The 13894-nt window shown below is 41.8% G+C and carries 14 protein-coding genes; 6 read left to right on the top strand and 8 right to left on the bottom strand.

Annotation, left to right across the window (positions count from 1 at the left end):
- Positions 1-176 precede the first annotated feature (176 nt).
- From L4D20_RS10295 to L4D20_RS10280, 4 genes are all read left to right on the top strand, one after another.
- Complete coding sequence (locus L4D20_RS10295; RefSeq protein ID WP_428801483.1) at positions 177-671, top strand: peptidylprolyl isomerase; 495 nt, start codon at positions 177-179, stop codon at positions 669-671.
- A 40-nt stretch (positions 672-711) separates the two neighbouring features.
- Positions 712-1437, top strand: coding sequence for a UDP-2,3-diacylglucosamine diphosphatase (gene lpxH, locus L4D20_RS10290; protein WP_428801482.1), 726 nt, complete (start codon positions 712-714; stop codon positions 1435-1437).
- A gap of 86 nt (positions 1438-1523) precedes the next feature.
- On the top strand, positions 1524-2735 hold the full coding sequence (locus L4D20_RS10285; RefSeq protein ID WP_428801481.1) for an EAL and HDOD domain-containing protein: 1212 nt from the start codon (positions 1524-1526) through the stop codon (positions 2733-2735).
- Positions 2736-2853: 118 nt separating this feature from the next.
- A complete protein-coding gene (locus L4D20_RS10280; protein WP_428801480.1) occupies positions 2854-3330 on the top strand; it encodes a YchJ family metal-binding protein in 477 nt (158 codons plus the stop codon).
- 106 nt (positions 3331-3436) lie between these two features.
- Here the strand turns inward: L4D20_RS10280 and serS are convergent, their stop codons facing one another.
- The 4 genes from serS to L4D20_RS10260 form a co-directional block, all read right to left on the bottom strand.
- Positions 3437-4744 carry a serine--tRNA ligase gene (gene serS / locus L4D20_RS10275; RefSeq protein ID WP_428801479.1) on the bottom strand — a complete coding sequence of 436 codons (1308 nt, stop codon included), beginning with the start codon at positions 4742-4744 and terminating at the stop codon, positions 3437-3439.
- A 104-nt stretch (positions 4745-4848) separates the two neighbouring features.
- Positions 4849-6195 carry a replication-associated recombination protein A gene (locus L4D20_RS10270; protein WP_428801478.1) on the bottom strand — a complete coding sequence of 449 codons (1347 nt, stop codon included), beginning with the start codon at positions 6193-6195 and terminating at the stop codon, positions 4849-4851.
- Between the two features lie 2 nt (positions 6196-6197).
- Complete coding sequence (gene lolA / locus L4D20_RS10265; protein ID WP_428801477.1) at positions 6198-6794, bottom strand: outer membrane lipoprotein periplasmic chaperone LolA; 597 nt, start codon at positions 6792-6794, stop codon at positions 6198-6200.
- A gap of 179 nt (positions 6795-6973) precedes the next feature.
- Entirely contained in the window at positions 6974-7588 is a 615-nt protein-coding gene (locus L4D20_RS10260; RefSeq protein ID WP_428801476.1) for an SEC-C metal-binding domain-containing protein, read from the bottom strand.
- Positions 7589-7811: 223 nt separating this feature from the next.
- On the opposite strand from L4D20_RS10260, the gene L4D20_RS10255 reads away from it, so the two are divergent.
- Both L4D20_RS10255 and dusC read left to right on the top strand, forming a co-directional pair.
- Positions 7812-8366 carry a prepilin-type N-terminal cleavage/methylation domain-containing protein gene (locus L4D20_RS10255; protein WP_428801736.1) on the top strand — a complete coding sequence of 185 codons (555 nt, stop codon included), beginning with the start codon at positions 7812-7814 and terminating at the stop codon, positions 8364-8366.
- A gap of 81 nt (positions 8367-8447) precedes the next feature.
- Complete coding sequence (gene dusC / locus L4D20_RS10250; protein ID WP_428801475.1) at positions 8448-9407, top strand: tRNA dihydrouridine(16) synthase DusC; 960 nt, start codon at positions 8448-8450, stop codon at positions 9405-9407.
- 1 nt (position 9408) lies between these two features.
- Here the strand turns inward: dusC and L4D20_RS10245 are convergent, their stop codons facing one another.
- From L4D20_RS10245 to L4D20_RS10230, 4 genes are all read right to left on the bottom strand, one after another.
- A complete protein-coding gene (locus tag L4D20_RS10245) occupies positions 9409-10869 on the bottom strand; it encodes a sensor domain-containing diguanylate cyclase (protein WP_428801474.1) in 1461 nt (486 codons plus the stop codon).
- 136 nt (positions 10870-11005) lie between these two features.
- A complete protein-coding gene (locus L4D20_RS10240) occupies positions 11006-11800 on the bottom strand; it encodes an ABC transporter ATP-binding protein (RefSeq protein WP_428801473.1) in 795 nt (264 codons plus the stop codon).
- Positions 11797-12753, bottom strand: a complete 957-nt coding sequence (locus tag L4D20_RS10235; RefSeq protein WP_428801472.1) for an ABC transporter permease — start codon at positions 12751-12753, stop codon at positions 11797-11799. Before L4D20_RS10235 ends, L4D20_RS10240 begins: the two co-directional genes overlap by 4 nt.
- Positions 12754-12808: 55 nt before the next feature.
- Positions 12809-13774: an ABC transporter substrate-binding protein gene (locus L4D20_RS10230; RefSeq protein WP_428801471.1), complete on the bottom strand. Its 966-nt coding sequence runs from the start codon at positions 13772-13774 to the stop codon at positions 12809-12811.
- Between the last annotated feature and the right edge of the window lie 120 nt (positions 13775-13894).

Raw genomic sequence — 13894 nt, 5'->3', positions numbered from 1 at the left:
ATAAAATAGTGACTCAGTATATCAAGTCATAGCTTTTTAGGTAATCCCACGACGACCAAAATCTCATGATAAACGTGAATTCATTAGCCGTTTCTATGATAATCCGCGTATTAAAATGATCGGACTTGATATAGAATCTCGACCTAATGTCAAAAAACATGAGCAAAGGTATAATCATGATCACTCTTCATACTAATTTCGGCGACGTTAAAGTCCAACTAAATGAAGAAAAAGCACCAGAAACGTGTGCAAACTTTTTACAGTACTGTCGTGATGGTTTCTACGACAACACACTATTCCACCGTGTAATCGATGGTTTCATGGTTCAAGGTGGTGGCATGGAGTCTGGCTTACGTGAAAAGCCTTCTCGTGCAACGATCAAAAACGAAGCAAACAATGGCCTAAGCAACAAAGTAGGTACATTGGCAATGGCTCGTACGATGGAACCACATTCAGCAAGCTCTCAGTTTTTCATCAACGTAAACAACAACAACTTCCTAGACCACCGCTCTGAAAGCATGGACGGTTGGGGTTACTGTGTATTTGCAGAAGTTGTTGAAGGTATGGACGTTGTTAACAAGATCAAAGAAGTTAGCACTGGCACTATGGGTATGCACCAAGACGTACCTCTAGAAGAAGTACTGATTACTGGTACTACAATCGAAGAGTAACAGAGTTAGGAGGGTACGGTTCGTACTCTCCTTTTTTATTATGACTACATTATTTATTTCAGACCTACACTTATCCCCTTCTCGTCCCGACATTACTCAATGCTTCCTCGACTTCATGAGAAATGAAGCCATTCATGCAAAAACTCTTTATGTATTAGGTGATTTGTTTGAGTTTTGGATTGGCGACAATGATAACTCTGACTTTTCCATTCAGGTTCAGCAAGAGTTCAAACGACTAACAGATTTAGGTATCGAGTGCTATTTCACGCAAGGTAATCGTGATTTTCTGATTGGGAAGCGATTTGCTAAACAAACGGGAATGACTCTTCTTGACGATGAAACCGTAATCGACCTGTATGGACGTAAAGCAGTTATTTTACATGGTGATACTCTATGCACCTTGGATGTAAAATACCTAGAATACCGTAAAAAAGTCCATCAGCCTTGGCTTCAATGGGTATTCAACCGTATTCCATTTTTCTTAAAAAGAAAAATTGTTTCTAAGGTTCAATCTGACATAAAAGAAGAGAAGCAGACTAAGTCTCTAGATATAATGGATGTCACTCCAGACGAAGTGATTTCTGTTATGGATAAGTACAGTGTCGACCTCATGATCCACGGCCACACGCACAGACCAAATATTCATAGGCTGAACGTGTCATCCGGTGAAGGCATTCGTATTGTATTGGGTGACTGGTATACCCAAGGTTCAATTTTGGTCTATGATGAAAATGGGTTTGATTTAAAAACAAAATCGTTTCAATAGCCAAATCAGCTGAGATGAATGAAGCGTGTGCTATATATATGTTTCATTTGCTATTTTTGTAAAAACATGCAAATCAAGAGAATAATTTGAAATATTCCTATATCGCTCGTCAACCAATCTTGGATCGTGAGAAAAAGACCATTGGTTATGAATTACTGTTTAGAGATGGGCTTAATAATAGCTTTCCAGAAATTGATCCCGACCTAGCCACTAGCCGCTTATTGTCGGATCATTTCTTATCTACGCATTATTCGACGCTGGGAGATAATCTAGGATTTGTTAACTTCCCGTATCAGAGTCTCATCAATCGAGTTCCTTCATTGTTTCCTGCAGACAATCTCGTTGTGGAGATACTGGAGGACTGCCAACCAAGTTCTGAACTGTTAGAAGCGGTTAAAGAGATGGCCAAACAAGGCTACAAAATCGCACTCGATGATTTTGTTCCCAGCAAAGAGTGGAAGCAGTTTCTTCCTTATGTTTCCATCATCAAGTTTGATATTCGAGTTATCTCTATTGAGAAATCAAAACAATTTATTCAAAAAATCCCAAAAGGAAAAATTGAATTCCTAGCTGAAAAAGTAGAAACACACAAAGAATTTCAGGAAGCAAAAGACGCAGGATTTGATTATTTCCAAGGGTATTTCTTTAGTAAGCCTGAGATAATCCAAAGAAAGGCGCTTGAGCCCTCTTTCATGACCCTGATTCAGCTCTGTAAGGAAGTGGCAAAAGAGGATATTGATTACAAATCGATAGAAGAGTTAGTGAGCACTGATCTCACTCTCTCCTATAAGCTTCTGACATTTGTAAATTCTTCATCGACGGTCAGCACTAAGATTGGATCCTTTAAGCAAGCGCTTGTTTACCTAGGAGCGGAAAAGTTAAGGAAGTTTATCTCGTTAGTTGCAATCGCCTCAACACAAGAGTCCAAGCCTGATTATCTTTACGGACTGTCGGTTCAAAGAGCCCGTTTTTGTGAGCTTATTTATACTCAACATCAAACTAATATTAGTGAAGGGAACGCTTTCCTTACTGGGATGTTTTCACTTCTTGACAGTCTACTCGATCAACCCCTTGAAGACCTTGTCAGTGAAATGCCAATCGAAGAAGAAGTGAAGGAAGCCTTAAGTCATGAGTCCGGTGTACTAGGGCAGACATTAGCTCTAGTGAAAGCATACGAAAAAGCAGATTGGGACAATGTTACTGTTCTATCTGGTCAATTAAACCTGACTAACGATGCCATCACAAAAAGCTATGATGAATCCGTAAAATGGACCGCTGATCTTCTCTCTGCAAGCTGACATTGTTCACTATTTTTTAAATGTAAAAGTACTCATCTAAAGCGAGTTCGCTGTAGTGATTTACTTCACTTTCTGTCACCTCTAAAATAGCGGCTCATTACGCCTTCTGGAATCTAATATGTCTGTTTGCCCTTGTGATAGCTCGTTGAGTTATCAAACATGTTGTAAACCCATCCATCAAAATCATTCGCTAGCGAAACGTCCCGAACAGCTAATGCGTGCCCGTTATAGTGCACACGTTCTAAAACTGGTAGATTTTGTTATCGCAACTTATCACTCTAGTTGCCTCGCTGAAGAGTCTAGAGCAGCGATTACAGAGTCGATACACTCTGACTGGTGCAAGCTCGAGGTGATTAACACACAAGACGGTAAGGATGAAAATGAAGGGTTTGTTTCATTTAAGGCCTACTTCAACGACGAAGGTCAACAGTACTGCATGCAAGAAAAATCCCGTTTTCTCAAACATGACGACCTTTGGTACTACATCGATGGGGTCATGGTAGAGCAAGAAGAAGTACTCTCAACTGCAAAAATCGGACGAAACGACCCTTGCCCATGTGGAAGCGGAAAGAAGTTTAAAAAATGCTGTAGCTAATCGACCTCAATAAACTCGATCATTTGAACTAAAAAAGCCGATCACTATGAGTAGTGGTCGGCTTTTTACTATCTATTACCAAATGTCGTATTACTACACATCAGTCTTAACCGATGTGAGTTACGCCACCCATGTATTTCTGTAGCACTGTCGGGATTGCGATACGGCCGTCTGCTTCTTGTTTATTTTCAAGAATCGCAACCATAGTACGACCTACAGCCAAACCAGAGCCATTCAATGTATGAACAAGCTCAGGCTTCTTCTCACCTTTACGACGGAAACGGGCTTGCATACGACGAGCTTGGAAATCACCCATGTTCGAACAAGAAGAGATTTCACGATAAGTCTTTTGTGCTGGGACCCAAACTTCTAAGTCATAAGTTTTGCTAGAGCCAAAGCCCATGTCGCCAGTACAAAGAATCACTTTACGGTAAGGAAGCTCTAGTAATTGAAGCACTTTCTCAGCGTGACCCGTTAACTCTTCAAGCGCATTCATTGAATCTTCAGGTTTAGTAATTTGCACAAGTTCAACTTTGTCAAATTGGTGCATACGAATAAGACCACGAGTATCACGACCGTATGAACCCGCTTCAGAACGGAAACATGGTGTATGAGCTGTCATCTTAAGAGGAAGATCAGCTTCATCAGTGATAGTGTCACGAACCATATTTGTTACTGGTACTTCTGCTGTTGGAATTAACGAAAGCTTACGCGGCTCTTCATCACTCACTTTCTCTACTAATGGTTCTGTATGGAAAAGATCTTTACCAAATTTAGGTAGCTGACCTGTACCAAATAAACTATCTGCGTTAACAAGGTACGGTACGTACATCTCAGTGTAATCATGATCGTCAGTGTGTAGATCAAGCATGAACTGAGCGATTGCGCGGTGTAGGCGAGCAAATTTTCCTTTCATTACGATAAAACGAGCACCGGTAATCTTAGTCGCACTAGCGAAATCTAGCCCACCACTTAGCTCACCAAGGTCCACATGATCTTTGACTTCAAAATCGTAAGATTTTGGTTCGCCCCAACGTGAAATTTCAACGTTTTCGCTCTCATCTTTACCATTTGGAACTTCATCATCAGGAAGGTTAGGAACCGACAATGTAATCTCTTCAAGTTGATTTTGAACAACAACCAGCTCTGCTTTTTTAGCTTCAAGATCGCTGCCTAAAGAACCAATCTGTTTTTTGATCTCTTCAGCGCCTTCTTTATCTCCGCTCGCCATTTTTTGGCCGATTTGTTTGGAGATGGAATTACGCGTGGATTGTAAATTTTCAACTTCTACTTGAATGGATTTACGTTGCTCTTCAAGTTGACCGATTGTTTCTACGTCAAGTTTAAAACCGCGACGTGCTAATTTTGCAGCTGTTTCATCCAGCTCAGTGCGAAGTAATTTAGAATCCAGCATTGCTAATCCTATGCCTTATAGTTGTGAAAAACGCATCAAAATGGCTCTTATTAAAAGAGTGATACGTAAAGAAATTTTAATCGAACAAATGTATCCAAAAATGGTCACTTTTCATAGCGCTTTTGTGGGCTATTTGCGTCTAAATTAGCCAAGTAATCTAACTTTTCGCCAATTTTTGTCTCCAAGCCACGATTTTTCGGTTGGTAGTAACGTATATGACTCATTTCCGGAGGTAGATACACCTCACCGGCAGCATAAGCACCTTGCTCATCATGAGCGTAACGATACTCAGCTCCGTACCCCATATCTTTCATTAAGCTTGTAGGCGCATTTCGCAAATGATGTGGCACTTCATATTCCGGATACTCTTGAGCATCAGACAGTGCTTTCTTCCACGCCGTATAAACAGCATTACTCTTTGGTGCACACGCTAGATAGACAATCGCTTGGGCTAACGCCCTTTCACCTTCGGCTGGACCAACACGAGTAAAACAATCCCATGCAGCAATCGCTATTTGCATTGCTCTAGGGTCTGCATTACCAATATCTTCAGAAGCGATTGCAAGTAAACGTCTGGCGATATACAGAGGGTCACACCCAGCTGAAATCATCCGAGCAGACCAATATAGTGCACCGTCAGGGTTAGACCCGCGAATAGATTTATGAACTGCGGAAATAAGGTCGTACCAAATGTCACCTTTGTTATCAAAGCGAGAGACTTTTTCGCCAGCTACTTCCGCCAGCAACGGCAAGGTAACTTGTTTAATACCCTTCTCTTCTTCTGCCATATCGAACAACAGTTCAAGATAGTTTAGCGACATTCGAGCGTCACCATTAACCAGCTCTGCCAGTCGGTCTAACACATTGTCGTGGAACTGCGCTTTGATCTCACCAAGCCCTCTAGGGCTATCATCTAATGCTTGTTGAACCGCTTGTAAAATCTCATTATTGGATAGCGAAGTAAGCTTATATACGCGCGCACGTGACAACAGTGCATTGTTCAGTTCAAACGACGGGTTCTCTGTCGTTGCACCGATAAACGTTACCGTTCCATCTTCAATATGCGGCAAAAATGCATCTTGCTGAGATTTATTAAAGCGGTGAACCTCATCGACAAATAAGATGGTTCTTTTACCGACTTGCTGATTTTCTCTCGCCTTTTCAACTGCAGCTCGGATATCTTTAATACCGGACGTTACCGCTGAAATACGTTCAACTTCTGCATCCGCGTAATTTGCGGCTACTTCAGCTAACGTCGTTTTTCCTGTACCAGGAGGCCCCCAGAGAATCATCGAGTGTATATGCCCTGCCTCGAGAGCGCGACGAAGCGGTTTTCCAGGGCCAAGGATGTGCTGCTGCCCAATATACTGTTCAATGGTTTCAGGTCTCATACGAGCAGCTAACGGGCGAAAATCCTCATCACCAGAAAAATCTAGGCTCAAGTTACTCATGGCTAGTTCCTTTGATCATCAACCTCTACACCTTCTGGAACAACAAACGTAAATCGTTCTGTAGCAGGAAGATCTAATTTCACATTGCTAAAGCTAAATAAGCCTCTCTGTCCATCTTGCTCAATGACGTTAAAGCCCTTCACAATGCCTTTCGTGTTGATATCGATTTGAAATTGACCTTGGGTTGAATCAACCGCTGTCGGTGTTAGGGTAAAGCGATCATCTTGCTGAGAAACACTGTAGTTGTTCCAATCACTTTCAACATTTCGAGTGAGCAGTACAAAAGGCGTTTGCTCAACAGCCTGCTCTTGCCAATATAAGCTCACTTGTTCGATAAAAGGGCTGTAATACCAAAGCGTCTCACCGTCAGAGATTAACGAATTTTCGTCAGGGTATGTTGTCTCCCAACGGAATTTGCTTGGCCTCGCTATCTCAACTCTACCTTGACCTTCCATAACAATGTCGCCGTCAGGGCTAACAATTTGTTGACTAAAGTCTGCGCTAAATCCATCGTTCAAAGCTAAACGGGCACTCAGTTCTTCTTTAGGTGAGGCAAGAACAGAAAAACTCATAAACAATAAGATAAGTATTTTTTTCATCGATAAAGCTCCAGTAGACACCTAGAGTCATTAGAAATATAGGTATCTGTAGATAGATAAGTAAAATATGGCGGTAAAAAGGGAAAACTCCACCGCTTATCTACCATTAACACAAAATATTAATGGTATTGACCATAACGCGTCAAAAGTAGGACGCTGAGGGGGACAAAAAATTCAAATTATTTTCCGCAGCACTGCTTGAATTTTTGTCCACTTTCACAAGGACATAGATCATTGCGACCAATTTCTTTAAAAGGATTTACACTTTGACTCTGTGCACCATTCATCACTTCATCTGCTGCTAGAGCAACTTCAGTGACCATGACATCAAGTTGTTCGATCAAATCAGCTAAGCTTGGCGGCGTTTCAATGCCAGCTTCTTTCATCTGCTCTTGGGTCTGATTTTCATCTATAGCTAACATAAAGGTGGTGAGCAGAGCTTGAAGCATGCGTAAAGAACCTTCACCAACTTGGGCTTGCTGCCATTGCTCTTCAATCGTAGGCCATACTCTCATAAACCCTTCCGCAACGTCGGCCAAATTATCCTGCCAATCATCCTGTGCTAGCAACTCACTGAGTTGGTATTCACTTCGCTTTAGACGATTATATTGCTTATGAATTTGTTCAACGATAATAGGTTGTAAATCATTAGCTTGTTCACCTAGTGCCTCAAAAAGCCAAGATTCAGGCTGCAACGGTTTTGTAGCAAAGTTAGACGCTAAAATTGCGCCTTCAATAAACAATGTAGATTCACTACAAGCGATGTCATTAAGTGTTACTAGTTGGTATGTCATTGCACGATTCAGATTTATCAATTTAGGAACGTATTATAACCCTAAACAGGTCTAATATTCACTTTCCTTGAAACCTTACCAACACACTTCTCTATCGGAGAGCTCCCAACTCTACCTTTAAACCGCACAGCAACTTATTTAACTTTTAAAAATAACAAATTTGGCGCATCATTCCATAGAAACATTTCGTTACATACAGATTTGACTAATTAGGCTGACATTTATAGTGAAAAAACTCAAAGCATTTACACTCATCGAGTTAGTTGTCGTCATCGTTATCCTAGGTATTCTTGCTGTCACTGCTGCCCCTAGGTTTTTGTCCTATCAGCGAGATGCACATATTGCACGAGCGGACACCGCTTTCGCAGACTTTCAAGCGGCTGCACATTTTTATCATTCGAAATGGCTAGTCGAGGGCGAACCAGCTCCGACAGAAACTGTCGATTATGGTCAAGGTGATATCTACCCTTCACTGGTTGGTTACCCTATCTCTGTGGATCAACCTCCTTATGAAGATGCAACGGGTATACGAGGTAGCGATTGTGTTGCTCTTTGGGATGCGTTGATCGATACAGACCTTACCATTCGATCTCAAATGAGCACGGGATATGTTCTACCTTCTCATACCGATATAGTCAGTTGGTATACAGGCAGCAATGAGTGCTACTACTATTACACTACAAGTTACTCTTCAACGGAGCAATTACCCATCCTTTACTATGAACCGATAACCGGAGAGATGCGTACCACCGAAGAGAACCCGAGCACGACACCATAAGCGTCAAACAAGTCATAATGGTTAGTGACAATATCTAACGAAAACCCTACAATTTCGCCTCCTAAATGTGAGGCGTTTTTTATGCGAGTTATTCTTGGCCCTATGGAGGGCGTTCTAGACCACTTAATGCGAGAAATTCTGACTGATATCAATGATTACGATCTTTGTGTCACAGAATTTGTGCGAGTCAGTGAACAAGAGCTCCCTGAACATGTCTTTCACAAGCTTTGCCCTGAGCTAAAAACAGGATCACAGACTAAGTCGGGTGTTCCAGTTCATATCCAGTTGCTTGGTCAACACCCTAAATGGATGGCAAAAAATGCTATTCAAGCTGCAAAACTTGGTGCCAAAGGCATTGACCTGAACTTTGGATGCCCTGCTCGCTTAGTAAATAAAAGCCGAGGTGGCGCAGCTTTATTGCAGCACCCTGAACTAATACATGATGTAGTCCAAGCATGCCGTGAAGCTGTACCAAGTGATATCCCCGTATCAGCCAAAATCCGCTTAGGTTGGGAGAACCCAGACGATTGTTTCAGTATTGTAGAAGCGATTGAAAAAGCAGGAGCTGATGAATTAACGGTCCATGCTAGAACGAAATCAGGTGGCTATAAAGCGAGTGAGATTAAATGGGACTACATTAATCAGATTCGTAAGAGTTCTTCTATCCCTTTGATAGCAAACGGTGAGATTTGGAATCACGAAGATGGGCAAAAATGCATTGAAACAACAGGCATTGATTCTTTAATGGTTTGTCGCGGGGCTTTTAACGTGCCAAATCTCGGTAATGTAGTCAAACATAACCATAAACCACTTCCTTGGGCTGAGGTGGTTGATCTTCTACTGGCTTATTCACGATATGAAATGGAAGGCGATAAGGGAATGTACTACCCGAATCGAGTCAAGCAGTGGTTTGCCTACCTAAAACAGCAATATCCTCAAGCCAACGATTTATTCCGTGAAATTCGAACCTTCAAGACAGCAGAGCCGATTGTTGAGCATATTAAGCTGTACCAAGCCAAGTGTTTAGAATCAATCTCTTAGTTTAATAGATAAGCTTATTTTTACCTGACGTTTTTGCTTGATAGAGTTTTTCATCAGCCAATTTAAACAACTGATTGAAATCAAGATTGAACGTCGGGATCATGATCTCTGCGCCACCTGAAACGGTAAAGCCTTGCTCTATAACTTCCGTCGATTTTTCACTGATCGCCACTCTAACTCGCTCTAATATTTGAACTAACTGCTTTTCATCGTAGCCTTTCAAGTAAACCACGAACTCTTCACCACCAAAGCGTGCAACCGCATCATCACTTCTAATATTTTTTTCAAGCTGTTCAGAGATATGACAGATAACATCATCCCCTACATCATGGCCATAGGTATCGTTTATTGATTTGAAATTATCGATATCAAACACCGCTAAGGCAAATGTATGCTGGTGCGATGTGCGAGCTAGAAAAGCCTCAAAGCCTCGTCGATTTAATAGCCCCGTCATAGGGTCTCTAGCTGCCAAGTCTCTGAAATGACTTCTCTCAGCGTTCGTATTGACGTAAAAAAGAACTAAGACCGAAAATATATAGACCAGTAGAATAATAAGTAGACTGTACTTCTCTTGACTAAAGAACCGTTTGATCTCTTCATTTAAGTCAAAGTCATAAAAAATTAAGTGGTTAAAAACAACCCCTTCAAAGACTAACTCTCTAACCCAATAAGCAGAGTCAGATACACTATCTCGATCTCTGTTGATAATACGAATTGGGCTACTTAACTCTCCCCTACTGTTTAATAAAAAATCTATATCGATATCGAGTGAAATCAGCCCTTCATACTCATCACCACTATGGACAGGAACCGTCATACTCATCACCTCTTTACCAAGTATGATTGAGTTTATAGGACCAGAAATTGTTATTTCACCTCGATTTTGCGCTGTTTCTCTCCAGTAGGGTCTAACCTTCATCGTATCTAAAAACTCTGTCGTTACATCTTGCGCCATGGTATCTGGCGAAGAGACAATATATCCCTCTTTATCAGAGTAATGGATACCAATCAGATAACTATCTAGATCATGCATAAACGAGAGAATAGGCGCCAAGGAGACTTGGCTAGAGGCTCTTTGGTAAACGTCACTAGTGGAGTCACAAAGATCTTCGCTACCAACAAGCATATAGTCAATATCGACAGCTGAGATACTGATTGATTTACCTTTAGTTCTTAATGCAGATTCGATAGGCCAAATTTTACATAATCCATCTTCAAGTAAGGTGCTATGTTCAACAAATAGCTTACCGCCATGTCGATAATAGTTGGTAAAACTGTAATCAAGTGCTGCAATAATTTTTGACGAACGCCAAAAGGACTCTTTTAATCGCTCATATTCTAACAAAATACTACGGTTAACGAGATCATAATGACTTTTCACCACCACACTACTCAGTACCACTGACACTAATAGTGGTATAAGAAAGACAAATCGGAGGCTAAATCGCCGTTGTAACTTCATTAATAACAACTACCTAATAACTGCATTCAAAAAATAAACCCACCTCATGCATGACTTATGGGTGGGTATCTATTACGGTGCAAAGCGCCAAAGAACAAGTCATTAAATATCGATAACAACTCAATTCAAAGACTAACTAGTTTAATAGCAAGCTATCATCAGCGAGCTCTTCACCACGTACTTTAGAGAACATCTCAAGTAAGTCTGGTACTTTCATATTAGCACGCTGCTCACCAGAGACATCTAATACAATTTCGCCTTGATGCAACATTACGGTTCTATCACCGCAAGCGAGAGCGTCCTTCATTGAGTGAGTGACCATCATCACCGTTAGATTAAACTCATGTACAATAGTTTTGGTTAAATCAATGACAAATGCGGCCATCCTCGGGTCAAGCGCAGCAGTATGCTCATCTAATAAAAGGAGCTTACTATCTGATAGCGTCGCCATCACAAGACTCACAGCTTGTCTCTGACCGCCAGATAATAATCCAATATTATCACTTAAGCGATCCTCTAACCCAAGACCAAGAATACTAATTCGCTCTTGAAACAGCTGACGTCTTTTTGAAGAGAGGGATAAACTCCAACCTCGTCTTTTACCGCGCATGTAAGCTAACGCCATGTTCTCTTCGATCGTCAGATCTGCACATGTTCCCGCAAGAGGATCTTGGAATACGCGAGCACATTGCTCCGCTCTTTGATCAACCGTGAGTCGTGTAACATCGAGATCATCGATGATAACGCTTCCGCCGATCATAGGGGTTTCACCTGTAACAGCACCAAGTAACGTTGACTTCCCAGCTCCGTTAGAACCAATCACCGTTAAGAATTGGTGCTCTGGAACTTCTAAGCACACGCTTCTTAATGCTTGGTTTTCTAATATTGTTCCAGGGTTAAATGTTACTTCAATATCTTCTAAGCGAATCATACCGCGTCTCCTGATTCTTTTACCTGCTTTGAAATACCTTGCTCAATCACAAGGCTCTTAGCAGGTCTAACGGACTTTTTTGCCTTCATGTTCCCTTTTATTTTGGGCGCAATAAGCGCAACAGCGACGAGAACAGCTGTGACTAAATTCAAATCTGATGCTTGTAGCCCGAACATACCACTACTTAACGCGAATGCGACCGCTAAACGATACAATACAGAGCCAACAATAACGGCGGTAACTGCTACCCAAATTTTACGCCCAGGAATAAGAGTTTGTCCCAATATGACAGCGGCTAAACCAACGACAATAGTACCGACACCCGAGGTAACATCTGCAAAACTATTCGTTTGTGCAAATAACGCCCCTGCAAACCCTACGAATCCGTTTGATAGTGCCAAGCCAAAATAGGTATAGAACGATGTGCTACCACCTTGTGCTGATACCATTCGAGAGTTAACACCTGTCGCTCGTAAGCCTAATCCAAAGTCACTATTGAGTAACCGAACCACACCCCATGCTGAGATAAGGACTAAGACCCCTACTGCAATTGGTCGGATGTACATTGCATCACCCAAGGATTCAAATGGTGTAAGAATTGTATCTTCACCAAGTAGTGACATATTTGGGCGACCCATAATGCGAATATTGATAGAAAACGCCGCGATCATGGTAAGAATTGATGCTAGTAAATGAAGGATACCGCAGCGTACAGCAAGAAAAGCAGTGACCCACCCTGTTGTTGCACCAGCTAAAATTGCCATTCCAGTTGCAAGCCAAGGATTAACGCCTGCGACTATTGCTGTCGCGGCGACGGCTGCCCCCATAGGGAAACTGCCATCAACACTAAGATCGGGGAAGTCTAGTACTCTAAAGGTAAGGTATACCCCTAAAGCCACAAGACCATATAAGAGCCCTATTTCTAGAGCACCAAAAAACGCAAAAGCAGACATAACAACTCCCTTTCTGCTAGAAAGCCAGTAATCCAATTACTGGCTCAATACTGACTTATTTTACGCTTGTTGCGCGGTCAAGAATGGCCTGAGGTATCGTAACGCCAAGCTTTTTCGCTGCACCAGAGTTCACAACCAAATCTGAACCTTTAGCGACTTTCACATCTAAATCGCCAGGTTTTTTCCCTTCCAAAATAGCAACAACATAATCGGCTGTTTGATATCCAACTTGATAGTAATCAAAACCAAGACTCGCGATAGCACCCTTATCTACATAAGAAGTAGCTCCGCCTAATACTGGTGTATTCGCTTGGTTCGCCGCGGTAATCATACCTTCAATTGCACTTGCAACGGTATTATCTGTCGGGGCATAGATAACATCAGACTTAGCTGCGATGGCTTGAGTCGCTGACATAACATCAGCACTTTTTAATGCCGTCGCCTCAATGACTTTAAAGCCTTGAGCTTTGGCGCTTTCTTTTAATAGCTCAACTAGTGTTACTGCATTGGCTTCGCCTGGGTTATAAACAACACCAATCGATTTAGCATCAGGTAATAGCTCTTTGATTAGCTCAACATGTTGGCTAACCGGTGATAAATCAGAAAGCCCAGTGACGTTCTTTCCTGGCTGTTCAAGCTGCTTAACTAATTTTGCGCCAACAGGGTCTGTGACCGCGGTGAATACAACCGGAATCTTACGAGTAGCGGCAACCAATGCTTGAGCCGTAGGTGTTGCAATGCCAACTAATACATCCGGATTTTCACCGATAAATTGACGGGCTATTTGAACGGCAATAGCGGGGTTTCCCTGAGCGGTCTTATAGTCAAACTCTAAATTTTGTCCTTCTTCATAACCTTGTGCTTTAAGGCCATCAAGTAATCCTTGTCGAGTCGCATCCAAAGCAGGGTGTTCAACAATCTGTGATACTGCGACCTTGGCTGTTTTAGCCATAAGACTGGTCGATGAGAGTAATGCTGCGCCGGCAATGATAGCTGTGGCTAGAATTTTATGTGCCTTCATCTTAACTCCTTGATTTAAGCAACTTAGTAGTGAGTGTTGTGTTTGGTTATTATTGTAGTTGTGCATTTAATATACACACACAATATTAGTACCAGTTACTTAAAAAAAAAGGAAGTAGCC

Source organism: Vibrio kyushuensis (genome assembly GCF_050337325.1).
In the GTDB taxonomy this organism is placed as follows: Bacteria; Pseudomonadota; Gammaproteobacteria; order Enterobacterales; family Vibrionaceae; genus Vibrio; species Vibrio kyushuensis.
Note: the sequence above shows the minus strand (reverse complement) of the source record. Positions and strands in the feature narration are given on the sequence as shown.

What these genes read in the sequence shown, in the direction of transcription:
- lolA (WP_428801477.1), bottom strand. Translation starts at nt 6,794, where the DNA reads ATGAAAAAAATACTTATCTTATTGTTTATGAGTTTTTCTGTTCTTGCC.
- L4D20_RS10280 (WP_428801480.1), top strand. Translation starts at nt 2,854, where the DNA reads ATGTCTGTTTGCCCTTGTGATAGCTCGTTGAGTTATCAAACATGTTGT.
- L4D20_RS10295 (WP_428801483.1), top strand. Translation starts at nt 177, where the DNA reads ATGATCACTCTTCATACTAATTTCGGCGACGTTAAAGTCCAACTAAAT.
- dusC (WP_428801475.1), top strand. Translation starts at nt 8,448, where the DNA reads ATGCGAGTTATTCTTGGCCCTATGGAGGGCGTTCTAGACCACTTAATG.
- L4D20_RS10230 (WP_428801471.1), bottom strand. Translation starts at nt 13,774, where the DNA reads ATGAAGGCACATAAAATTCTAGCCACAGCTATCATTGCCGGCGCAGCA.
- serS (WP_428801479.1), bottom strand. Translation starts at nt 4,744, where the DNA reads ATGCTGGATTCTAAATTACTTCGCACTGAGCTGGATGAAACAGCTGCA.
- L4D20_RS10240 (WP_428801473.1), bottom strand. Translation starts at nt 11,800, where the DNA reads ATGATTCGCTTAGAAGATATTGAAGTAACATTTAACCCTGGAACAATA.
- lpxH (WP_428801482.1), top strand. Translation starts at nt 712, where the DNA reads ATGACTACATTATTTATTTCAGACCTACACTTATCCCCTTCTCGTCCC.
- L4D20_RS10245 (WP_428801474.1), bottom strand. Translation starts at nt 10,869, where the DNA reads ATGAAGTTACAACGGCGATTTAGCCTCCGATTTGTCTTTCTTATACCA.
- L4D20_RS10270 (WP_428801478.1), bottom strand. Translation starts at nt 6,195, where the DNA reads ATGAGTAACTTGAGCCTAGATTTTTCTGGTGATGAGGATTTTCGCCCG.
- L4D20_RS10235 (WP_428801472.1), bottom strand. Translation starts at nt 12,753, where the DNA reads ATGTCTGCTTTTGCGTTTTTTGGTGCTCTAGAAATAGGGCTCTTATAT.
- L4D20_RS10260 (WP_428801476.1), bottom strand. Translation starts at nt 7,588, where the DNA reads ATGACATACCAACTAGTAACACTTAATGACATCGCTTGTAGTGAATCT.